Source organism: Streptomyces albidoflavus (genome assembly GCF_000719955.1).
Lineage (GTDB): Bacteria > Actinomycetota > Actinomycetes > Streptomycetales > Streptomycetaceae > Streptomyces > Streptomyces albidoflavus.
On the sequence record NZ_JOII01000029.1, the window covers coordinates 1 to 22,022 of the forward strand.

Below are 22,022 nucleotides of genomic sequence, written 5' to 3' on the forward strand. Positions count from 1 at the left end.
GGGGGGGTGGGCTGGGTGGGCATGGAGCGGGCGGCGGGGACTGTGGGGAGGCCGGTGTTGAGGGGGACCGGGCGGGTGCTGGTGGAGGTTTCACCGGCGCGCTCGGCCTCGGCGGCGGCCTGGGTGGTGGCGCGGCGGGCGCCGTAGCGGCGGTGGACCGCCTGCTTGGTCACGCCGAGGGCGGAGCCGACCGCGTCCCAGGAGAAGCCGAGGGAGCGGTCGAAGTCCACGGCGGCGGTGACCAGGGTCTCGACGCTGTCCCGCAGCTCCTGGGCCAGGCGCACGGTGGGGGCGGGGGCCCGGCCGTAGACGACGAAGCCGGTGGCGGGGCCGGTGCGGCGGGGGCGGTAGACGTTGCCCAGCTGGGCGGTGAGGGTGCGGAGCGCGTCCACCTGGCGGCGGACCCGCTCGATGTCCCGCACCAGCAGGTGCAGGCTGGCCCGTGCCTGTGCGTCGTGGGTTGCGTGGTCGGCCATGAACAAGCCTCTCGAACGGGCGGTGGGATGGGGGGAGACGGGCCACTGGAGCGAAGACCCGTGGAAGTCAACTCGCCTTGACCAACGCCCGGCGCCCTGAGTGGTCACGCTCCAGGGCGTATGTGTCGGGGCGCGGGGCGCGCGCCACCGCGTACGCCCCCGAGGGGGCAGGGGAGTTGTGGGCGTGTTCGGGAGAGGACGCGGAGACCGGGGAGGACGGGTACGCCGGGTGGTATGAGCGTCCGCGCCGGTACGCCCCGGGCAGGCGCCCGCGGTGCCGTGCGGCCTAGACTGGCGCGGCTCCCCGCCAGGCGCGTCCGCCGGGAAGGGGGCCGTGGCTCCGCCCGTACGACATAGCGAGGTATCCCCACCGTGAGGCTCGTCTTCGCCGGCACCCCCGAGGTCGCCGTTCCCGCTCTGGACGCCCTGATCGCCTCGGAGCGGCACGAGGTGGTCGCCGTCGTCACCCGGCCCGACGCCCCGGCCGGGCGCGGCCGGCGGCTGGTCGCCAGCCCGGTCGCGGAGCGCGCCGAGGAGGCCGGGATCGAGGTGCTGAAGCCGAACCGGCCGCGCGACGAGGAGTTCCTGGCGCGGCTGCGGGAGATCGGCCCGGACTGCTGCCCGGTCGTCGCCTACGGCGCGCTGCTGCCCAAGGTGGCCCTCGACATTCCCGCCCGCGGCTGGGTCAACCTGCACTTCTCGCTGCTCCCCGCCTGGCGCGGCGCCGCCCCTGTGCAGCACGCGATCCTCGCCGGCGACCAGATCACCGGCGCCTCCACCTTCCTCATCGAGGAGGGCCTGGACTCCGGCCCCGTCTTCGGCACCGTCACCGAGGAGGTGCGGCCCACCGACACCAGCGGCGACCTGCTGACCCGCCTCGCCTTCGCCGGTTCCGGCCTGCTCGCGGCGACCATGGACGGCATCGAGGACGGCACGTTGCAGGCGGTGCCGCAGCCCGCCGACGGGGTCAGCCTCGCCCCCAAGCTCACCGTCGAGGACGCCCAGGTCGACTGGGCCGCGCCCGCGCTCCGCGTCGACCGGGTGGTGCGCGGCTGCACCCCGGCCCCCGGCGCGTGGACCGTCTTCCGGGGCGAGCGGCTCAAGCTCGTCGCCGCCCGCCCGCTGCCCGGCGAGGAGGGCCTCGCCCCCGGCGACCTGGCGGTGGGCAAGAACCACGTGCACGTGGGCACCGGTTCGCACGCCGTCGAACTGCTCTGGGTCCAGCCGCAGGGCAAGAAGCCGATGCGCGCCGCCGACTGGGCGCGCGGAGTCCGGATCGCCCCGGGCGAGCGCCTCGGCGCGGCCGACGTACGCTGAAGGGGACAGGACCGCGCCCGTGGCGCCCCCCGCCGAGCAGGCGGGACGGCGGTACCGGGCGCGGCGGCGTGCCGGTCCGTGCGGCGGAGCGGTGGGCCAGTGACCTTGCGACAGCGGAGCACCTTTGACCGACCAGCCGTCCCGGCGTCCCCGTAAGACCGGCAAGCCCTACCGCCGCCCCAAGAAGGACCCGGTGCGCATCCTCGCCTTCGAGGCGCTGCGCGCCGTCGACGAACGGGACGCCTACGCCAACCTGGTGCTGCCCGCCCTGCTCCGCAAGGCGCGCGAGGACCACCCCGACACCTTCGAGGCCCGGGACGCCGCCCTCGCCACCGAACTCGTCTACGGCACCCTGCGCCGCCAGGGCACCTACGACGCGATCATCGCGGCCTGCGTCGACCGTCCGCTGCGCGAGGTCGACCCGCCGGTCCTCGACGTCCTCTCGCTCGGCGCGCACCAGCTCCTCGGCACGCGCATCCCGAGCCACGCCGCCGTCTCCGCCACCGTGGAGCTGGCCCGCGTCGTCCTCGGCGACGGCCGCGCCAAGTTCGTCAACGCGGTGCTGCGCCGGATCACCGCCGACGACCTCGACGGCTGGCTGGAGCGGGTCGCCCCGCCGTACGACGAGGACCCCGAGGACCACCTCGCCGTCGTCCACTCGCACCCGCGCTGGGTCGTCTCCGCGCTCTGGGACTCCCTCGGCGGACCCCGCGCCGGTATCGAGGACCTGCTGGAGGCCGACAACGAGCGGCCCGAGGTCACCCTCGTCGCCCGTCCCGGCCGCACGACCTCCGACACCCTGCTCGACGGCCTCGGCCCGGACCGCGCCCTGCCGGGCCGCTGGTCGCCGTATGCGGTGCGGCTCACCGAGGGCGGCGAGCCCGGCGCCATCGACGCCGTCCGCGAGGGCGACGCCGGGGTGCAGGACGAGGGCAGCCAGCTGGTGGCGCTGGCCCTCGCCGCCACCCCGCTGGAGGGCTCCGACAGCCGCTGGCTCGACGCCTGCGCCGGTCCGGGCGGCAAGGCGGCGCTGCTCGCCGGGCTCGCCGCGCAGCGGGGCGCGACCCTGCTCGCCTCCGAGAAGCAGCCGCACCGCGCCGGGCTCGTCGCCAAGGCGCTGGACGGCAACCCGGGCCCGTACCAGGTGATCGCCGCCGACGGGACGCGCCCGCCGTGGCGGCCCGGCTCCTTCGACCGGGTCCTGGTCGACGTGCCGTGCACCGGGCTCGGCGCGCTGCGCCGCCGCCCCGAGGCGCGCTGGCGCCGCCGCCCCGAGGACCTCGACGGGTTCGCCCCGCTCCAGCGCGCCCTGCTGCGGACCGCCCTGGAGTCGGTGCGGGTCGGCGGCGTCGTGGCGTACGCGACCTGCTCGCCGCACCTGGCCGAGACCCGGGCCGTCGTCGACGACGTCCTCAAGCGGGAGGGCGGCGCCGAACTCCTCGACGCCCGCCCCCTCATGCCCGGCGTCCCCGCCCTCGGCGAGGGCCCCGACGTGCAGCTCTGGCCGCACCTGCACGGCACCGACGCGATGTACCTGGCGCTGCTGCGGCGCACCGCCTGAGGCCGCCGTCCCCGCACCCGTACGCCATGGGCGCGGGGCCCAACTCGCCCTTGCCGTAAGCCTGTCGTCGCTCCCGGGCCGGTGCCCGCCGGTGTGGCATGCTTCCGCCCGGGAGCGGGGCGCGTGACCGCCGGTGCCACGGGAAAGGGCGTACGCATGAGCGAGTGGGAGCTGTCCAGGACGTACGGCAGCAGGGCGGGCGAGGTGCGCTGGGAGCGGCTCGGGGACCCGGCCGCGCCGCCGGTCGTCCTCTGCCACGGGACGCCGTTCTCCTCGTACGTCTGGCGCCGGATCGCCCGCGAGCTGGCCCGGGACCACCAGGTGTACGTCTGGGACATGCCGGGATACGGGGTCTCCGCCCAGTTCGAGGGCCAGGACGTGTCGCTGGGCGCGCAGGGCCGGGTCTTCGCCGAGCTGCTGGCCCACTGGGACCTGGCCGCCCCGGCCGTCGTCGCCCACGACTTCGGCGGTGCCGTCGCGCTGCGCGCCCACCTCCTGCACGGCGCGGCCTACCGGCGGCTCGCCCTGGTCGACCCGGTCGCCCTCGCCCCATGGGGGTCGGCATTCTTCCGCCTGGTCGGCGAGCACCACGGGGTCTTCGAACAGCTCCCGCCCCACCTGCACCGCGCGCTGGTCCGCGAGTACATCTCCTCGGCCAGCAGCCCCGGGCTCGACCCGGCCGTCCTCGACCGGCTCGTCCAGCCCTGGGAGGGGGTGGAGGGGCAGCCCGCCTTCTACCGGCAGATCGCCCAGGCCGGCCAGCGGTACACCGACGAGATCCAGGGCCGGTACGGCTCGATCGAGCTGCCGGTGGCCGTCTTCTGGGGCGAGGACGACGCGTGGATCCCGGTGGCCAAGGCGCACGAACTGGCCGCGGCCGTGCCCGGCGCCGAGCTGGTGCTGATCCCCGGGGCCGGACACCTGGTGCAGGAGGACGCGCCCGGCCGGCTCGGCACCGGGCTGGCCCGTTTCCTCGGCGCGGCGGAGCAGGGCGCCCGCTGACCGCGTACCGCCGGTAGAGATCTGGTGGGACGAGGCGCGGGGCTGCCAGGATCGGCGGCATGAACGCGACACCGCGCAAGCGCGCCGACCTGTTCCTCCCCGTCGAGGACGACCCCCGCCAGAACGGGCCGACCCTGGGCGACGAGGTCACCACGCTCATGGAGTACCTGCGCTGCCAGCGGCTCACCCTGGAGGTGAAGTGCGCCGGGCTCGACGCCGAGCAGCTGGCCCGGCGCTCCGTCGAGCCGTCCACCATGTCCCTGCTCGGGCTGGTGCGGCACATGGCCGACGTGGAGCGCGTCTGGTTCCGGGCACGGATGGCGGGGCTGGACGCGCCCCCGTACTTCCGGCTGCCCGAGGACCCCGACGGCGACTGGGACGGCGCCCTTCCCGACCCGGCCCTGGTCGAGGAGGCGTGGCGGCTGCTCCGGGCCGAGCAGGAGTTCGGGGACGCCTTCGTGGCGCGGGCGCCCTCGCTCGACCTCACCGGCGAGGCGCACGGCGAGCCCGTCTCGCTCCGCGAGGTCCTGGTCCACCTCGTCGAGGAGTACGCGCGCCACAACGGGCACGCCGACTTCCTGCGCGAGCGCATCGACGGGCGGGTCGGACAGTAGGAGCGGCGGAAGCGGAGGTTCCGGCCTCCGGAGGCCGGAACCGGCCGCGAGCATGGCAGTCTTGGGGCATGGCAGCGCAGATCAATCCCAGCATCCTCTCCGCCGACTTCGCCCGCCTCGCCGACGAGGCCCGCGCCGTCGAGGGCGCCGACTGGCTCCACGTCGACGTCATGGACAACCACTTCGTGCCCAACCTGACGCTCGGCGTGCCCGTGGTCGAGTCGCTGGCCCGGGCCACGGAGACCCCGCTGGACTGCCACCTGATGATCGAGGACCCCGACCGCTGGGCGCCGCAGTACGTCGAGGCGGGCGCCGGATCGGTCACCTTCCACGTGGAGGCCGCCGCCGCGCCGGTCCGTCTGGCCCGCGAGATCCGCGCCAAGGGCGCCCGCGCCGCCATGGCGCTCAAGCCCGCCACGGCGATCGAGCCGTACGAGGAACTGCTGCCCGAGCTGGACATGGTGCTGATCATGACGGTCGAGCCGGGCTTCGGCGGGCAGTCCTTCCTCGATCTCACGCTGCCGAAGATCCGCCGCACCCGGGAACTGATCGGCCGGCACGGCCTGGACCTCTGGCTCCAGGTGGACGGGGGCGTCTCCGCCGCCACCATCGAGCGGTGCGCCGAGGCCGGGGCCGACGTCTTCGTGGCGGGCTCGGCGGTCTACGGCGCCGAGGACCCGGCCGAGGCCGTCCGCTCGCTGCGCGACAGCGCCCGCAAGGCCACCGCCTCGGCCCCCTGGGCGTGCGGCCACTGAACACGCGGCGACACCCCGGGTCAACCCGGGGTCACCGCACGATGAACGACCGCCCCGAGGGCCGATGGGGCGCCGCCGGATCTGCGAGGATGAACGGCGGAGCCACTTGTGAACAGCAGTGAGGAGATTGCCGTGTCCGGCATGTCGGCGGGTCGTCCTGCCCTGCGGATGGGACCCGCGGAGCTGGTGCAGGCGGCGGCCATGGCCCGCCGTTTCTATCTGGAGGGCAAGTCCAAGATCCAGATCGCCGAGGAGTTCGGCGTCAGCCGCTTCAAGGTGGCCCGGGTCCTGGAGACCGCTCTCGAACGTGACCTCGTCCGCATCGAGATCCGCGTCCCGGCGGAACTCGACGCGGAACGCTCCGACGCCCTGCGCGCCCGCTTCGGACTGCGGCACGCCGTGGTCGTGGAGTCGCCCGCCGAGGAAGAGGAGTCGCCCGATCCCGAGAGCCTCGGCGAGGTCGCCGCAGACCTGCTCGGAGAGCTCGTCACCGAGGGCGACGTGCTCGGCCTCGCCTGGGGCCGCTCCACCATCCACATGGCCGCGGCCCTCGACAAGCTGCCGCCGTGCACCGTGGTGCAGCTGACCGGGGTCTACGACGCGGGGACCGCCGAGCGCGGATCGGTCGAGGCGGTCCGGCGGGCGGCCCAGGTCGCCGGGGGTGAGGCGCACCCCATCTACGCGCCGATGCTGCTGCCCGACCCGGCGACCGCCGCTGCGCTGCGGAACCAGACCGGGATCGCCCGGGCCTTCGAGCACTTCGACAAGGTGACGGTCGCGGCCGTCTCCATCGGGTCCTGGGAGCCGGGGATCTCGACCGTGCACGACATGCTCAGCGAGGAGGAGCGGGCGCACTACGCCTCGCTCGGGGTGGCCGCGGAGATGTCCGCGCACCTCTTCGACGCCGAGGGGCGGCGGGTCGGGCGGGATCTTGGGGAGCGGTGCATCACCGTCGAGGCGGATCGGCTGCGGCGGATTCCCGAGGTGGTGGCTATCGCCGGGGGTGGGCGGAAGGCGCCGGCCATCGATGCGGTGTTGCGGTCCGGGCTGGTGACCAGTCTGGTCACCGACACGGCTGCGGCCGATCAGCTTCTGGCGGCTGCGCCGCCGCCCCGGCCCGCTCTCGATCGGGCTGATCCGGATGAGCCCGGGGACGCCTGAGTCCCCTTTTGGCCTCAAACGCCGGCCGGGCTGTTTTCGGCCGGGCCTCGGGTGACCGCGCCGGTCAAAGATGGCCTCAAGCGCCGGCCGGGCTGGGAGTTGGCGGGCGGCCTGAGTTTTGACCGGACGGCCTGGAATAGGGCCGGACGGCCTGGAAGTTGGCCGGACGGGCCGTGAGTTGGCCGGACGGGCTGCGAGCTGGCCGGACGGGCCGGGAGTTGGCCGTCGGGTCGGGAGGGGCCGGACGGCCTGGGGGTTGGCCGTCGGGCCGGGAGTCGGTCGGCCTGAGAGCTGGCCGTACGGGCTCGTCGCAGGCCCCGGCTACTTCTTCTGGGGTGTCGTGGTGATGCGGAAGACCGGGTGGTCCGGGCAGGCGGACAGGAGGTCGGCTTCGGGCGACCGGGCGGTGACGCCCTGGAAGTAGTCGTTCACCTCCCAGCCCCAGCGGGCGAGGTAGGTGCGGAGGATCTCGGCCTTGAGGGCGTTGTCGGGAAGCTCCTCGGCGTGGAAGGCGCGGGTGCGGCGGCCCAGTCGTAGGGTGCCGCCACCCGCCGCGCGCATGTTCCGTACCCACTGGGAGTGGCCGCGGGCCGAGACCAGGTACTCCGCGCCCTCGTGGGTGTGCGGGTTGACCGGGATGCGCTGCGGGGTGCCGCTGCGGCGGCCGACGACCGTCAGTTCGGCGGAGCCGAGGAGGCTGATGCCGAGGCGGGCGAGCCGGCCGACGAGGGAGTTGAGGCGGACGGCGAAGGGCGTGGCCTGGCGGTAGTACGGCGTGGACATGGAGACTCCCTGAGTTGTGAGAGCACCGCTCTCGCTTAAGAGCAGTGTGCACGCATGCGGTGCGCGGAGGCAAGAGCAGTGCTCTCTTTGTTGAGCGGCGCACTCGGCTTCTGGCAGACTCCCGGCATGAGTGCTGTTCGAGGGGCCAGGGAGCGCGCCCGCGCCGAAGTGACCGCCGCCATCAAGGACGAGGCCCGGCGCCAGCTCGCCACCGAGGGGGCCGCCCGGCTCTCGCTGCGGGCGGTCGCCCGTGAGCTGGGCATGGTCTCCTCCGCCCTGTACCGCTACTTCCCGAGCCGCGACGACCTGCTGACGGCGCTCATCGTCGACGCCTACGACGCGGTGGGCGAGGCCGCCGAGCAGGCCGCCGCACGGGCGGGGGAGGGGACGGACTGGGCCGGCCGCTGGGTCGAGGTCGCCGCCGCCGTCCGGGTCTGGGCGCTCGCCCACCCGCACGAGTACGGCCTGATCTACGGTTCCCCGGTGCCCGGCTACACCGCCCCCGGCGACACCGTGCCCCCGGCCGCCCGGGTCGCCTCCGTGCTGATCGGGATCGTCCGCGAGGCGCACCGGGCCGGTGCCGTGACGCCGCCCCCGCTCGGGGACGAGGCGGCGCCGGAGGCGGAGCGGCTCGCGGGCGACCTGGCCGAGCTGACCGGTGACCTGCCGCCCGCCGTGGTCGCCGCCCTCGTCGCTGCCTGGGCCCAGCTCTTCGGGCTGATCTCCTTCGAACTCTTCGGGCACTTCCACCGCGTGGTGGAGGACCGGGAGCGGTTCTTCACCCACAGTCTGCGCGCCCTGGCCCGTTCCGTCGGGCTGCCCGGCGGTCCTGCCCCGGTGTGACAGCATCACCGCCATGTCTCCGCGTTCCCGCCGCTCCCGGGCCCTCCTCCGTGTCTCTCTGACGGCGCTGCTCTGCGCGCTGCTGGCCCTCCTGACGGGTTGTTCGGCCGAGCAGGGCGGTACGTCCTCCGGCGGCGCCCCGGCTCCCGCCTGGGCCGAGGGCATGGCCACGGTCCGCGAGGACCGGCTGCCCGCCGAGGCCCGCGACACCCTGCGGCTCATCGACCGGGGCGGCCCCTTCCCGTACGCCAAGGACGGCTCCGTCTTCGGCAACTACGAGAAGCTGCTGCCGGAGCGGAAGCGGGGGCACTACCGCGAGTACACGGTGAAGACGCCCGGTGCGCGCGACCGGGGAGCCCGCCGCCTGGTGACCGGGCGCGAGGACGAGATCTACTGGACCGAGGACCACTACGCCTCCTTCCGCGCGGTGCTGCGATGAGCGCCGCACGCAAGGGGAGCGGCCCGAGAGGGGACCGTACGCACGTGAGTGACGACGACAGCCGCACCGGCCCGCCCGCCCGCCCCGCCGACCCGGTGGCCCGCGCCGTGGCGGCCGCCCGGGAGGCCGGGCAGTCCTGTGCCGTCCTCGACCTCGCCGGGGTCAGGGACAAGGCGGGTTTCCTGGAGGCCTGCGCCGGACAGCTCGGCCTGCCCGGCTGGTTCGGCCGGAACTGGGACGCCCTGGCCGACCTGCTCGGCGACCCCGACAGCCTGCCGCTGGCCGACGGGGGCGTGCTGGTCGTGCGCGGCTGGCGGGAGCTGGCCGCCGCGAGTCCGGGCGACTGGGAGACGGCCCGTACCCTCCTCGGCGACAGCGCGGCCGGCGCGCGGGAGAGCGGACGAGGGGTCACCGCGCTGCTGGCGCTGGAGGGGGAGGGCTGAACGGGCCTCGCCGTCAGCCGGAGCCCGCCGCCAGCTCCTCCTCCAGCCAGGTGCGGCCCCGGGTCCGTGCCGTCAGCCGGACATCGCCGAGCCGTGGGGCGAGCCGTGCCGCCTCGGCGTCGACCGCCGCCCGGGCGTCCGCGCCGACGTCCTCCAGGTATCGGCAGACCAGCGCGCCGTCCCGGTCCTGGGCCCAGCCGCCGACGATCCGGCCGCACCACCACACGGAGGGGCCGATGTTGCCCGCCCGGTCGTAGAGGCGGTCCTGGTGCGGGCCCAGGTACCAGGCGCGGGAGTGCCATCCCATGGGGGTCGGGTCGAGGGCGGGCAGCAGGGCGGCCCAGGGCCCGGGGTCGGGGACCGGGTCGAGGTCGTCGGCGAGGACCAGCCCGGTCGAGCCGTCGTCCAGCTCCACCTCGGCCGGGGCCACCTCCTTCAGCGCCCGCGTGGTCTGGGTCTTCGTCCACCCCGTCCACCAGCGCAGGTCCTCCGCCGTGCCCGGCCCGTACGCCCGCAGCCAAAGACGGGCCAGCTCCGCGCGGGCCGCCCCGGTCTCCCAGGGGGCGAGCCCGTCCGGCAGCCAGGCGGAGAGCGGGGACCAGCGGTACTGGTGCGAGGTCCACGAGCCGCGCGGACGGCCGCGTACCGCCTTGCCCTCGGCGGCGAGCAGGAGCAGCAGGCGGGCCGCCACGCTCTGGCCGCGTGCGTGCCGGGAGGCGCCGCCGATCCGCACCTGCGCGGCGAGCCGGGGGTCGTCGGCGGCCAGGTCGGCGGCGGTGGCCTCGCCCCGGGCCGCCAGGGAGGCGAGCGCGGCCTCCTCCGCGCCGGCCAGCCACCCGGCGGCGGACCCGCCGGGGGCCGGCGCCGAGGCGGCGACGAAACCCTCCAGCTTGCGGCGTTCGCGGGCCGCCACCTCGCGGGAACAGGCGGCCTGGAGGACGGCGGCCGTCTCCACCGGCGCCACGAAGACCGTTCTGCGCATCGCCAGCAGCCTGACCAGCGCCCGGTCCTCGTAGAGGGCGCGCTCCACCGACGCCGCGTCGGCCTGCTCGTCCCGGGTGCGGGCCCAGGCGGCGACGTGGACCGAGGACGGGTCGGTCGAGTGCAGCGCGACCACCGCTCGCGCCGCCCCGGCCGGGCCACCGGCCCGGGCGGAGGGGGCGAGCGCGTGCCGCACCCCCAGCCGTGCCCGCCGCTGCCCGTCCGTCATCCGATACGCCATCCGTGCCTCCGGGGTGGGAACCGCGCCGAGTGCCAGGAGCCTAGGCTCTCCGCTCCCCGCGCGCCGGGAGTGCGCCGTGCCCGCGGGTACGCCCCAGGTCACCGGGGGCGCGCGGACGGGCCGGGGGGCGCGGTGGCGGGTAAAGTGGCTGAGTAAGGCGGGTCACCCGCCCGCACACAGGACGCCCCGGGGTGCTTGGGAGAAAAACACGAGCGCGGGGGCGTTTCGCTGTGTCTTTGTGGGAGTGACCTGCTCCGGTTTGCGTGGGAATGTGAGACTCATGCGTTTTCTTGAGCCCGGTACCGGTCGCCACACCTCGATACCCCCGGTCGCGTACGACCTGACCTATGACGACGTCTTCATGGTGCCGCGTCGCTCCGCCGTCGGCTCCCGCCAGGCCGTCGACCTCTCCTCGCCCGACGGGACGGGAACCACCATCCCGCTGGTGGTGGCCAACATGACCGCCATCGCCGGCCGTCGCATGGCCGAGACCACCGCCCGGCGCGGCGGCCTCACCGTCATCCCGCAGGACATCCCGATCGAGGTCGTCACCGAGGTCACCCAGTGGGTGAAGCAGCGCCACCTGGTGCTCGACACGCCCATCGTGCTGGCCCCCACCCAGACCGTCGGGGACGCCCTGTCGCTGCTGCCCAAGCGCGCGCACAACGCCGGTGTCGTGGTGGACGAGAACCACCGGCCCGTCGGCGTGGTCACCGACGAGGACCTCACCGACGTCGACCGCTTCACCCAGCTCGCCGACGTGATGTCCCGCGACCTGCTCCTGCTCGACGCCGACATCGCCCCCGGCGACGCCTTCGACACCCTCGACGGCGCCAACCGCCGCTACGCGCCCGCCGTCGGCGCCGACGGCCGCCTGGTCGGCATCCTCACCCGCACCGGCGCCCTGCGCGCCACCCTCTACCAGCCCAACGTCGACGCCCAGGGCCGGCTGCGGATCGCCGCCGCCGTCGGCATCAACGGCGACGTGGCCGGCAAGGCCCGCCAGCTGCTGGACGCCGGCGTCGACACCCTCGTCGTGGACACCGCCCACGGCCACCAGGAGTCGATGGTCCGGGCCGTCCGCGCGGTCCGCGCCCTCGACCCGCAGGTGCCGATCGTGGCCGGCAACATCGTCGCCGCCGAAGGCGTCCGCGACCTCGTCGAGGCCGGGGCCGACATCATCAAGGTCGGTGTCGGACCGGGCGCCATGTGCACCACCCGCATGATGACCGGCGTCGGCCGTCCGCAGTTCTCCGCCGTCCTGGAGTGCGCCGCCGAGGCCCGCTCCCTCGGCAAGCACGTCTGGGCCGACGGCGGCGTCCGCCACCCGCGTGACGTGGCGATGGCGGTCGCCGCCGGCGCCTCCAACGTCATGGTCGGCTCCTGGTTCGCCGGGACCTACGAGTCGCCCGGCGACCTCCAGCAGTCCGCCGACGGCCGCCTCTACAAGGAGTCGTACGGCATGGCCTCGGCCCGCGCCGTGCGCAACCGCACCAGCGAGGAGTCGGCGTACGACCGGGCCCGCAAGGCGCTCTTCGAGGAGGGCATCTCCACGTCGCGGATGTTCCTCGACCCGCAGCGTCCCGGTGTCGAGGACCTGATCGACTCGATCATCGCGGGCGTCCGCTCCTCCTGCACCTACGCCGGGGCCGCCAGCCTCGCCGAGTTCGCCGAGCGGGCCGTCGTCGGCGTCCAGAGCGCCGCCGGCTACGCCGAGGGCAAGCCGCTGCACGCCAGCTGGAGCTGACCTCCGCACCACCGGCCGCGCGGGCCGGGCCCTCTCTCCGGGGGCCCGGCCCGCGGGCGTACACCGCCGCCGCGCTGCCGTGGTCTACTGCACGATGTGCGCCTGAACGACCTCGACGAACGCATCGTCCACGCCCTCGCCGACGACGCCCGCCGCTCCTACGCCGACATCGGCGCCCTCGTCGGCCTCTCCGCCCCCGCCGTCAAACGCCGCGTCGACCGGCTCCGCGCCGAGGGCGCCATCACCGGGTTCACCGTCCGCGTCGACCCGGAGGCCCTGGGCTGGCGGACCGAGGGGTACATCGAGATCTACTGCCGCCCGCACACCTCCCCGCAGGACATCCGGCGCGGCCTGGAGCGCTACCCCGAGGTGGCCGCCGCCTCCACCGTCACCGGGGAGGCCGACGCCCTCGCGCAGATCTTCGCCGCCGACATGCGCCACTTCGAGGACGTTCTCGAACGCATCGCGGGCGAGCCCTACGTCGAGCGCACCAAATCGGTCCTGGTCCTCTCCCCGCTGCTGCGCCGCACCACCGTCACCAGCACCACCCGGTGACCCCGCTCACCTCCTGACCAGCGGAAACGCCCCTCCGGGCAGGAGGCGCGGGGCGCGCGCAACAGATCGCCGCGCGGGACGGAATCCACGCAACGAATCACCGTCCGATGCGCAAGGAACGCGCCTTGTGACCGCCGGGCACGCCCGCGTACGGTCGATCCCGTTCCCCGCCGCACCACCGCCCGAGGTCAGCCATGCCGTCGCCGCTGCGCACCGCCCTGCTCCAGAGCGCCCCGGCCCCCGCCGACGCCCTGGACCGTCTCGACGAGGCCGCCCGGCGCGCCGCCGCCGACGGGGTCCGGCTGCTGGTCACCTCCGAGCTGTACCTCACCGGATACACCCCCGAGGCCGGTTTCGACGCCCTCGCCGAGCCCGCCGACGGCCCCTCGGCCCGTGCCGTCTCCGCCCTCGCGGCCCGCCACGGCCTCGCCGTGGTCCACGGCTACGCCGAACGCGGCGCCGACGGCCGCCTCCACAACTCCGCCGCCCTCACCGGGCCCGACGGCACCCCCCTCGCCCACTACCGCAAGACCCACCTCTACGGCGACCACGAGCACCGCTGGTTCACCCCCGGCGACCGGCCCGTCGTCCAGGCCCGCCTCGACGGCCTCACCCTGGGCCTGCTGGTCTGCTACGACGTGGAGTTCCCCGAGACCGTCCGCGCCCACGCGCTGGCCGGCACCGACCTGCTCTGCGTCCCCACCGCCCTCGCCGAGCCCTTCACCGTCGTCCCCGACACCCTCGTGCCCGCCCGCGCCGTGGAGAGCCAGCTCTACGTGGCGTACGCCAACCGCACGGGCACCGAGGGCCCGTACACCTTCGCCGGGCGCAGCTGCCTCGCCGCCCCCGACGGCACCGTGCCGGTGCGCGGCGGGCGGGACGAGGAGCTGCTGCTCGCCGACGCCGACCCCGCGCTGCTGGCCGCCTCCCGCGCCGACAGCCCGTACCTGCGCGACCGCCGCCCCGAGCTGTACGGCTGAGCCCGCGCCCGCATCGCCCCCTGACGCCCGTCCCCGCAAGGAGCCCGCACCCCATGACGTCCACGGTGCCCCCCGCAGGCCGCCCCGCCGCCGGACTGCCGCCGATCACCATGGTCGGCCCCGACTTCCCCTTCCCGTACGACGACTACCTCGGCCACGCCGCCGGGCTCGGCCAGATCCCGGCCACCGCCCACGGCACCGAGGTCGCGGTGATCGGCGGCGGCCTCTCGGGGATCGTCACCGCGTACGAGCTGATGAAGATGGGGCTCAAGCCGGTCGTCTACGAGGCCGACCAGATCGGCGGGCGGCTGCGGACCGTCGGCTTCGACGGGTGCGACCCGGGGCTGCGCGCCGAGATGGGCGCCATGCGCTTCCCGCCCTCCTCGACCTCGCTCCAGCACTACATCGACCTGGTGGGCCTTCAGACCAGGCCGTTCCCCAACCCGCTCTCCCCGGCGACCCCGTCCACCGTGGTCGACCTGAAGGGGGAGAGCCACTACGCCCGCACCCTGGACGACCTGCCGCAGGTCTACCGCGACGTGGCCGACGCCTGGCAGCGGTGCCTGGACGAGGGCGCCGAGTTCGGCGACATGAACGAGGCGCTGCGCACCCGCGACATCCCGCGCATCCGCGAGATCTGGGCCCGGCTGGTGGAACGCCTCGACGACCAGACCTTCTACGGCTTCCTCGCCGGCTCCGAGGCGTTCCGCTCCTTCAAGCACCGGGAGATCTTCGGCCAGGTCGGCTTCGGCACCGGTGGCTGGGACACCGACTTCCCCAACTCCATCCTGGAGATCCTGCGGGTCGTCTACACCGAGGCCGACGACCACCACCGCGGCATCGTCGGCGGCAGCCAGCAGCTTCCGCTCCGGCTCTGGGAGCGGGCCCCGGGCAAGCTCGTCCACTGGACCCAGGGCACCTCGCTCGCCTCGCTCCACGAGGGCGGCGCCCCGCGCGGCGCGGTGACCCGGCTGCACCGGACGGCGGGCGGCGGCATCACCGTCACCGACGCCTCCGGCGCCATCCGCACCTACCCGGCGGCCGTCTTCACCGGCCAGTCCTGGCTGCTGCTCTCCAAGATCGCCTGCGACGAGACGCTCTTCCCCATGGACCACTGGACGGCCATGGAGCGCACCCACTACATGGAGTCGAGCAAGCTCTTCGTCCCCGTCGACCGGCCGTTCTGGCTCGACAAGGACCCGGCCACCGGCCGCGACCGGATGTCGATGACGCTGACCGACCGGATGACCCGGGGCACCTACCTGCTGGACGACGGCCCCGACAAGCCGGCCGTCATCTGCCTCTCCTACACCTGGTGCGACGACAGCCTGAAGTGGCTGCCGCTCTCCCCGGCGGAGCGCATGGAGGTCATGCTCGCCTCGCTCGGCGAGATCTACCCGGACGTCGACATCCGCCGCCACATCATCGGCAGCCCCGTCACCGTCTCCTGGGAGAACGAGCCCTGGTTCATGGGCGCGTTCAAGGCCAACCTGCCCGGCCACTACCGCTACCAGCGGCGGCTGTTCACCCACTTCATGCAGGACGGGCTGCCCGCCGACCGGCGCGGCATCTTCCTCGCCGGGGACGACATCTCCTGGACGGCCGGCTGGGCGGAGGGCGCCGTGCAGACCGCGCTCAACGCCGTCTGGGGCGTCATGCACCACTTCGGCGGCACCACCGACCCGACCAACCCGGGTCCGGGCGACCGGTTCGACGAACTCGCGCCGGTGGAACTCCCCGAGGACTGAGAGCCGCCCGAGGGGTTCAGCGGCGCAGCGGCGTGAGCAGCATGCGCGCCACCAGCCCCACCGAGGTGTCCAGGCGCCGGACGAACTCCTCGCCCAGCTCCTCCACCCCGCGCACCACCCACAGGGTCCGGGCCGCCGCCCACGCGCCGTCCCGGGCCCTGTCCAGGCTCCACGCCCCGGCCAGGTGGGTCAGCGGATCGGCCAGCTCCAGCAGGTCGGGACCGGGCATCAGCTCCTCCCTGACCCGCTCCTCCAGCGAGCGCAGCACCTCGCCGACGGTGTCGAACTCGTCCTCCAGCGCCGCCGGACGACAGCCCAGCGCGCGGCAGGAGTCCACCACCGCCAGCGGCAGGTCGTGCCCCACGTGCGCCTGGATGCCGGCCAGCGCGAACTGGAGCGGACGCACCCCGGGGTGACGCCGCTGGGCGAAGAGCGGCCGCCAGCACGCCGGCACCCGCTCACCCGCCGCCTCCGCCGACACCGCGTCCAGATAGCGCCCGGCGAAGAGCGTGGTGAGGGTCGACGCGGCCCGTACGTCGGGGAACGCGCCGGCGCCGATCCGCCGGGCCAGCTCCTCGGTGACCGTCAGATAGACCGAGTTGAAGACCCCGACGCCGTCCGGGGGCGGGCAGCCGGCACCGACCTCACGCATCCGCGCCACCGTGGCGTCCAGGGAGCCGGCGTCACGCGCGGTTCCGCTCGTCCGTTTCATGACGGCAGCGTGCCAGCCCGGGCCCGCGCCACGGGCGGCACGCCCGGCGACGTCCCCACAACGAGGGACCGGGCGGCCCGGCGCGCCGCCTCGCGCCTCAACTCCCGTACGGGTGTGCGGAAAAGGAGCCGCCCAGGGGTCCGGCCGCCTCGCGCAGCGCGGTGAGCAGGCCGGTCAGGGCCGGGGTGCGCGGGGCGCCGGAGCGGAGTGCGGCGCGGATGGTGCGGGCCGGTTCCGGGCCGCGTACCGGGCGGACCGTCACCCCGGGGTGCGGTACGGCCAGGCCCAGTCGCGGCAGGAGGGCGACGCCGAGGCCGGCGGCGACGAAGCCCTGGGCCGTCGTGTAGTCCTGGCACTCCACCGCCACCTCGGGGGTGAACCCGGCGGCCGCGCACCCCTGCAGGACCGCGTGGAGACACGGCCCGGGCGGCTCGCTGCCGATCCAGGGCTCCTCCGCGAGGTCGGCCAGGTCGACCACCTCCCGTCCCGCCAGCGGGTGGTCCGGGGGGAGCGCCACCCGGTACGGGTCGTCGAGGAGGCGGACCAGGTCGACGCCGGGCGGCGGGGGCGCGTCGGGCCGCACCACGAGGCCGAGGTCGGCCCGGCCCTCCGCGACCTCCGCGAGCGGGTCGTCGGGCTCGCTGAGCCGCAACTCCACGCCGACCCCCGGGTGCTGGTCCCGGAACCGGGCGAGGGCGGGGGCCAGCAGCCCCGGTCCCGCGGTGGCGAAGTACCGCACGGTGAGCCGCCCGGTCCGCCCCGCCCGCAGGTCGGCGAGGGCCGCCTCCGCGAGCGCCACCTGACCGCCGATCAGCTCCGCGTGCCCGGCGAGCAGCGTGCCGGCCTCGGTCGGCCGGACGCCCCGGCCCACCCGTTCCAGCAGGGGTGTGCCCGCCTGGGCCTCCAGGGCCGCCACCTGCTGGCTCACCGCCGACGGGGTGTAGCCCAGCCGCCCGGCCGCCGCCGTCACCGAGCCGGTCTCCACCACGGCGCGCAGCACCTGCATCCTCCGTACATCCAGCATGTAGTGCAGCTTAACGGTACGTGCAGAACCTTTCGCTTGTCCTGTCGGATCGGGTGCGGAACCGTGAGAAGCGACCGGAGAAGACGGCCGGGCGTGGAGCGGTCCGCGCCCGGGGGAGAGGGGCGGGCGCGATGCGGGACGGCAGCGGTGGCGGGGTGCGGGCAGGGGGCCGGGTGGCGGTGCTGGCGCTGCTCTGGGGCTCGACCTTCCTCTGGATCGATCTCGCGCTGGAGGGGTTCAGCCCGGTGCAGATCACCTTCGTCCGCTGTGCCCTCGGCGCCGCCCTGCTGCTGGTGCTGGCCCGGCGTGCCGGGGTGCGCCTGCCGCGCGGCCGCAGGGCGGTGGGGCGCCTGCTGGTGGCCGCCTTCCTCTGCAACACCCTGCCGTTCGCCCTGTTCAGCCTCGGCCAGCAGTCCGTGGACTCCGGCGTCGCGGGCGTCCTCAACGCCACCACGCCGCTCTGGTCCCTGCTGATCGGCCTCCTGGCGGGGGAGCGCGGGGCCCTGGGCGCCCGCCGCCTGGCCGGGCTCGCCACCGGGTTCGCCGGTACGGTTCTGATCTTCGCCCCGTGGCAGCCGGGCGCCCTCGCCGGCTGGGCCGCCCTCGCCCTGCTGGGCGCCGCCGTGAGCTACGCCCTCGCCTTCACCTGGATGGGCCGGATGCCCGCCGGGCAGGGGGTGCCGGCCATCGGCCTGTCGGCGGCGCAGCTCACGGCGGCCACGGTCCTCGCCGCCCTGCTGCTGCCCTGGGGCGGGCCGCCGCCCCGGGCGCCGGGCGCGGTCCCCGTCCTCGCCCTGCTGGTCCTCGGGATCTTCGCCACCGGCGTCACCTTCCACCTCACCTACCGGACGATCCTCGCCGAGGGCCCGACCCAGGCGGCGGCCGTCGGCTACCTGCTGCCCGTGGTGTCGGTCCTGCTGGGCGCCGTGGTCCTCGGGGAGCGGGTCGGCTGGCGGGTGGTGGCGGGGATGGCCGTGGTGCTGGGCGGGGTGGTCCTCACCCGCTGGGGTGCGGGCTCCCGGCCGAAGGCCCCGGCCGGGGGCGACGGGGAGCGCCCCGAGCCGCTGCCCGCGCGCTGAACGTGCCGGAGCCCGGCACCCACGGGGGAGGTGCCGGGCTCCGGACGCGTGCGGGCGGGGCTACTTCCCGTCCGTCTTCCCGTCCTCGCCGAAGAGCGGGTCCTTCTCGTCGTAGGCCGAGGTGCCCGCGTCCAGGAGCGGCCCGTCGGGCTTGAGGTGGGCCGGGGCGAAGGCCCGCAGCACGTGGTAGCCGGTGATGACGACCAGGGTGCCCAGTGCGATGCCGCCCAGCTCGAAGTTGTCGCTGATCTTCAGGCTGACGCCGCCGACGCCGATGATGATGCCCGCGGCGGCCGGGACCAGGTTGAGCGGGTTGCGCAGGTCGACCTTGGCGTTGGTCCAGATCTGGGCGCCGAGCAGGCCGATCATGCCGTACAGGATGACGGTGATGCCGCCGAGGACGCCGCCGGGGATGGCGGCGACGACCGCGCCGAACTTCGGGCAGAGGCCGAAGAGGAGGGCGAAGCAGGCGGCGGCCCAGTAGGCGGCGGTGGAGTAGACGCGGGTGGCCGCCATGACGCCGATGTTCTCGGAGTACGTGGTGTTGGGCGGGCCGCCGACCGCGGTGGAGAGCACCGAGGCGGCGCCGTCGGCCGCGATGGCGGTGCCCAGCTTGTCGTCCAGGTCGTCGCCGGTCATCTCGCCGACCGCCTTGACGTGCCCGGCGTTCTCCGCGATGAGGGCGATGACCACGGGCAGCGCCACCAGGATCGCCGACCACTCGAAGCTCGGGGCGTGGAAGGAGGGCAGCCCGACCCAGTCGGCCTGCCCGACGGCGGACAGGTCCAGGCGCCAGTGGTCGACCGCCTCGGCACCGCCGGCCGGGCTGTGGATCTTGCCGAAGACGAGGTCGAGGACCCAGGAGAGCAGGTAGCCGAAGACCAGGCCGAGGAAGATCGCGATGCGGGAGAGGAAGCCGCGCAGGCAGACCACGGCCAGGCCGGTGAAGAGCATCACCAGCAGCGCCGTCCACTGGTCCTGCGGCCAGTAGGTGGTGGCCGTGACCGGGGCGAGGTTGAAGCCGATCAGCATGACGACGGCACCGGTGACCACCGGCGGCATCGCCGTGTGGATGACCCGCGCGCCGAACTTGCGCACCACGAGGCCGGCGAGGAAGAGGACCGCCGCCACGACCAGCACGGCGCCGGTGACGGTGGCGCTGTCGCCGCCGCTCGCCCGGATCGCCGCCGCCACGCCGACGAACGACAGGGAGCAGCCCAGATAGCTGGGCACCTTCCCGCGGGTGGCCAGCAGGAAGATCATGGTGGCGACACCCGACATCATGATCGCGAGGTTGGGGTCGAGCCCCATCAGGACGGGTGCCACGAACGAGGCGCCGAACATGGCCACGACGTGCTGGGCGCCGAGGCCCGCCGTCCGGGGCCAGCTCAGCCGCTCGTCGGGGCGTACCACGGCCCCCGGGGCGGGTGTCCGTCCGTCGCCGTGCAAGGTCCAGCGCACGCCGAGGCCCATGGTCGCTCCTTGTTGATCGCGAGAAGTCCGCTGAGATGGCCGAAACCTGACTGAAACACAGGGGGACGTGTCGCAGCGCCGCGGCCCACCGGCGTGGGTGCCGGAGAAAATATCAGCCACATGGTAATGCCGTCCCCGCCTCTCCTTGCGCCAGGACGAGCGGGTACGTCGTGTCACGAGGCAGGGGCGGGTGCCCCGACGTGCTGAGCGGTTGCTTAGGGTGGCGGGCGGAAACCCCGGCCGTGGCCGCCGCCCGGCGTCCGTCGCCCCCGCGAGTGAGTCTCTTTTCGGTCATCCGTCGAAGCGGCTCCCTCCGTGTGCCGGGACGTTCCTCCACCACGCCCCGACCTCCAGGAGACCGCTCGTGACCGCCGCCCCGCTCGCCGACGCGCCGACCGCCCCCGAGGCGGACGGCATCCTCGTCCCCGTCGAGGTCCACTTCGACGACCTGGACGCCCTCGGCCTGCTCCACAACGCCCGCTACCCGCTCCTCGTCGAGCGCGCCTGGGGCGCCCACTGGGCCGGGCTCGGCCACGGCTACGCCGGGGACTGGCACGCCGCGGGCGACGCCTGCAACGCGGTGAAGGAGTTCCGCATCACCTACGAGCGCCCGGTCACCCGGACCGGCGGCTACGCCGTCCACCTCTGGCTGGAGCGCCTGGGCCGCACGGGCCTCACCTACGGCTTCCGGCTCTGCTCCGCCGACGGCACCGTCAACACCGTCACCCACGCGAGCGGCCACCGCGTCCTGGTCCGCCTGGACCCGGACACGATGCGCCCCGCGCCGTGGACCGAGGCGTTCAGGGACGCGGCGCGTCCGCTGCTGCGGGCGTAGCCGGGCTGCCGCCCGCAGCCGCCTTCGGCCTGGTCCGCAGCACGCCCGCGCCCAGCACCAGGCCGAAGGCCAGCACCGTCACCAGCCCGAACGACGCCACCAGCGAGGAGAGGTCGGCCACCCCGCCGATCGCCGAGGGGGCGATCAGGCCCGAGGTGTACGTGATGGTGGCGACGCCGGCGATGGCCTGTGCCGGACGGGGCCCGCTGCGGGCCGCCGCCGCGAAGGTCAGTGGCACCACCACGGCCACGCCCAGGCCGATCAGTCCGAACCCGGCCAGCGCGGTCACCGTCCCGGTAGCGGTCACCACCAGGAGCCCGCCCACGGTGGCCAGGGTGCCGCCCACCCGCACGGTGCCCACCGCGCCGAACCGGTCCACGATGCGGTCGCCGCTGAGCCGGGCCGCCGCCATGGTCAGGGCGAACGCCGTGGTGGAGGCCGCCGCGACGCCGGGCGAGCCGCCGAGCACGTCCCGCAGGTAGACCCCGGACCAGTCCATCGCCGCGCCCTCCGCGAAGACCGCGCAGAAGCCGACGGCGCCGATCAGCAGCGCGGACCGAGGCGGCAGCGCGAAGCGGGGCGGGGGAGTCTCGTCCGGCTCGCTGCGCACGTCCGGGACGCCCTGGCAGACCGTGACCGCGATCGCGGTGAGCACCAGGGCGGCGCCCGCGTGGTGCAGCCGGGCGTCGACGTGCAGATGGGCGGCGACGGTCCCGGCCGCCGAGCCCAGGAGCGCCCCCACGCTCCACATGCCGTGCAGGCTCGACATCACCGACCGGCCGATACGGTTCTCGACCTCCACGCCCAGCGCGTTCATCGTGACGTCCGACATCCCGGCGCTCGCCCCGAAGACGAAGAGCGCCAGGCAGAGCGTCAGCAGATCGGGGGCGAGCGAGGGCAGGGCCAGGGCGAGCGTCCACAGCGCGACCAGGCCGCGCAGCGCCGCCCGGGAGCCGAACCGGTGGCTGACCGACCCGGCCAGCGGCATCGCCAGCGCCGCGCCGACGGCGGGGAAGGCGAGCGCCAGGCCGAGCTGCCCGGCGCTGATCTGGGCGTGTTCCTGAATCCACGGCACCCGGGTCGCGAAGCTCCCCGTCACCGCGCCGTGCGCGCAGAAGACGGCGGCGACGGCGTACCGGGCGCGCCGCACCCCGCCGCCGTCCTTCACCGGAAGTTCCGCGTCGGCTGTCATCGGTTCCCCTCCTGGGTGTCGGCACGGACCCGTCCGGACGGTCCGGTCGACGTGCCGGGCG

Annotated in this window: 22 protein-coding genes; 15 read left to right on the forward strand and 7 right to left on the reverse strand. The window is 74.9% G+C overall.

Translation table 11 applies throughout. The features are described from left to right. A partial coding sequence (locus IF45_RS0124420) for a hypothetical protein (protein WP_030309603.1) occupies positions 1-476 on the reverse strand: 476 nt, incomplete at its 3' end. Between the two features lie 372 nt (positions 477-848). On the opposite strand from IF45_RS0124420, the gene fmt reads away from it, so the two are divergent. The 6 genes from fmt (at position 849) to IF45_RS0124455 (ending at position 6,886) form a co-directional block, all read left to right on the forward strand. After that, positions 849-1,793 carry a methionyl-tRNA formyltransferase gene (gene fmt, locus IF45_RS0124425; RefSeq protein ID WP_030309604.1) on the forward strand — a complete coding sequence of 315 codons (945 nt, stop codon included), beginning with the start codon at positions 849-851 and terminating at the stop codon, positions 1,791-1,793. A gap of 124 nt (positions 1,794-1,917) precedes the next feature. After that, the gene (locus IF45_RS0124430; RefSeq protein WP_030309605.1) at positions 1,918-3,354 is read left to right on the forward strand and encodes an RsmB/NOP family class I SAM-dependent RNA methyltransferase; all 1,437 of its coding nucleotides are present in this window, start codon (positions 1,918-1,920) and stop codon (positions 3,352-3,354) included. Positions 3,355-3,510: 156 nt separating this feature from the next. After that, positions 3,511-4,356 (forward strand): alpha/beta fold hydrolase, encoded by an 846-nt coding sequence (locus IF45_RS0124435; protein ID WP_030309606.1) that lies wholly within the window; start codon positions 3,511-3,513, stop codon positions 4,354-4,356. 59 nt (positions 4,357-4,415) lie between these two features. Further along, positions 4,416-4,970 carry a DinB family protein gene (locus IF45_RS0124445; protein ID WP_010636535.1) on the forward strand — a complete coding sequence of 185 codons (555 nt, stop codon included), beginning with the start codon at positions 4,416-4,418 and terminating at the stop codon, positions 4,968-4,970. 68 nt (positions 4,971-5,038) lie between these two features. Continuing rightward, positions 5,039-5,725: a ribulose-phosphate 3-epimerase gene (gene rpe / locus IF45_RS0124450; protein WP_003947007.1), complete on the forward strand. Its 687-nt coding sequence runs from the start codon at positions 5,039-5,041 to the stop codon at positions 5,723-5,725. Between the two features lie 108 nt (positions 5,726-5,833). After that, a complete protein-coding gene (locus IF45_RS0124455; protein ID WP_003947006.1) occupies positions 5,834-6,886 on the forward strand; it encodes a sugar-binding transcriptional regulator in 1,053 nt (350 codons plus the stop codon). A gap of 321 nt (positions 6,887-7,207) precedes the next feature. On the opposite strand, the gene IF45_RS0124460 is transcribed toward IF45_RS0124455, so the two are convergent. Further along, positions 7,208-7,669, reverse strand: coding sequence for a nitroreductase family deazaflavin-dependent oxidoreductase (locus IF45_RS0124460; RefSeq protein WP_010636533.1), 462 nt, complete (start codon positions 7,667-7,669; stop codon positions 7,208-7,210). Positions 7,670-7,795: 126 nt separating this feature from the next. On the opposite strand from IF45_RS0124460, the gene IF45_RS0124465 reads away from it, so the two are divergent. From IF45_RS0124465 to IF45_RS0124475, 3 genes are read left to right on the forward strand one after another with little or no spacing between them, the layout of a single operon-like run. Then, positions 7,796-8,512: a TetR/AcrR family transcriptional regulator gene (locus IF45_RS0124465; RefSeq protein WP_026282518.1), complete on the forward strand. Its 717-nt coding sequence runs from the start codon at positions 7,796-7,798 to the stop codon at positions 8,510-8,512. A 13-nt stretch (positions 8,513-8,525) separates the two neighbouring features. Then, the gene (locus IF45_RS0124470; RefSeq protein ID WP_030309609.1) at positions 8,526-8,951 is read left to right on the forward strand and encodes a guanyl-specific ribonuclease; all 426 of its coding nucleotides are present in this window, start codon (positions 8,526-8,528) and stop codon (positions 8,949-8,951) included. A gap of 44 nt (positions 8,952-8,995) precedes the next feature. Then, positions 8,996-9,394, forward strand: a complete 399-nt coding sequence (locus IF45_RS0124475) for a barstar family protein (protein ID WP_010636530.1) — start codon at positions 8,996-8,998, stop codon at positions 9,392-9,394. A 13-nt stretch (positions 9,395-9,407) separates the two neighbouring features. Here IF45_RS0124475 and IF45_RS0124480 read toward each other — a convergent pair whose 3' ends face one another. After that, positions 9,408-10,604, reverse strand: a complete 1,197-nt coding sequence (locus IF45_RS0124480; protein ID WP_078842925.1) for a winged helix DNA-binding domain-containing protein — start codon at positions 10,602-10,604, stop codon at positions 9,408-9,410. A 292-nt stretch (positions 10,605-10,896) separates the two neighbouring features. Here IF45_RS0124480 and IF45_RS0124485 point away from each other — a divergent pair, with 292 nt between their 5' ends. The 4 genes from IF45_RS0124485 (at position 10,897) to IF45_RS0124500 (ending at position 15,646) form a co-directional block, all read left to right on the forward strand. Further along, on the forward strand, positions 10,897-12,363 hold the full coding sequence (locus IF45_RS0124485; protein ID WP_003947000.1) for a GuaB1 family IMP dehydrogenase-related protein: 1,467 nt from the start codon (positions 10,897-10,899) through the stop codon (positions 12,361-12,363). Between the two features lie 96 nt (positions 12,364-12,459). Beyond that, positions 12,460-12,918, forward strand: a complete 459-nt coding sequence (locus IF45_RS0124490) for an Lrp/AsnC family transcriptional regulator (RefSeq protein WP_030309614.1) — start codon at positions 12,460-12,462, stop codon at positions 12,916-12,918. Between the two features lie 194 nt (positions 12,919-13,112). Further along, on the forward strand, positions 13,113-13,898 hold the full coding sequence (locus tag IF45_RS0124495) for a carbon-nitrogen hydrolase family protein (RefSeq protein WP_030309616.1): 786 nt from the start codon (positions 13,113-13,115) through the stop codon (positions 13,896-13,898). 53 nt (positions 13,899-13,951) lie between these two features. Further along, complete coding sequence (locus IF45_RS0124500; RefSeq protein WP_030309618.1) at positions 13,952-15,646, forward strand: flavin monoamine oxidase family protein; 1,695 nt, start codon at positions 13,952-13,954, stop codon at positions 15,644-15,646. A 16-nt stretch (positions 15,647-15,662) separates the two neighbouring features. Here the strand turns inward: IF45_RS0124500 and IF45_RS0124505 are convergent, their stop codons facing one another. Both IF45_RS0124505 and IF45_RS0124510 read right to left on the reverse strand, forming a co-directional pair. Continuing rightward, entirely contained in the window at positions 15,663-16,358 is a 696-nt protein-coding gene (locus IF45_RS0124505; protein WP_008406369.1) for a DUF5995 family protein, read from the reverse strand. Between the two features lie 97 nt (positions 16,359-16,455). Then, positions 16,456-17,364, reverse strand: a complete 909-nt coding sequence (locus IF45_RS0124510; RefSeq protein ID WP_030309619.1) for a LysR family transcriptional regulator — start codon at positions 17,362-17,364, stop codon at positions 16,456-16,458. 149 nt (positions 17,365-17,513) lie between these two features. Here IF45_RS0124510 and IF45_RS0124515 point away from each other — a divergent pair, with 149 nt between their 5' ends. After that, positions 17,514-18,461 carry a DMT family transporter gene (locus IF45_RS0124515; RefSeq protein ID WP_030309623.1) on the forward strand — a complete coding sequence of 316 codons (948 nt, stop codon included), beginning with the start codon at positions 17,514-17,516 and terminating at the stop codon, positions 18,459-18,461. A 60-nt stretch (positions 18,462-18,521) separates the two neighbouring features. On the opposite strand, the gene IF45_RS0124520 is transcribed toward IF45_RS0124515, so the two are convergent. Then, entirely contained in the window at positions 18,522-19,934 is a 1,413-nt protein-coding gene (locus IF45_RS0124520) for a uracil-xanthine permease family protein (RefSeq protein ID WP_003946993.1), read from the reverse strand. Between the two features lie 364 nt (positions 19,935-20,298). Here IF45_RS0124520 and IF45_RS0124525 point away from each other — a divergent pair, with 364 nt between their 5' ends. Beyond that, on the forward strand, positions 20,299-20,769 hold the full coding sequence (locus IF45_RS0124525) for an acyl-CoA thioesterase (RefSeq protein WP_008406363.1): 471 nt from the start codon (positions 20,299-20,301) through the stop codon (positions 20,767-20,769). On the opposite strand, the gene IF45_RS0124530 is transcribed toward IF45_RS0124525, so the two are convergent. After that, positions 20,735-21,961, reverse strand: coding sequence for an MFS transporter (locus tag IF45_RS0124530; protein ID WP_030309625.1), 1,227 nt, complete (start codon positions 21,959-21,961; stop codon positions 20,735-20,737). The two genes, IF45_RS0124525 and IF45_RS0124530, sit on opposite strands and share 35 nt — an antisense overlap. Between the last annotated feature and the right edge of the window lie 61 nt (positions 21,962-22,022).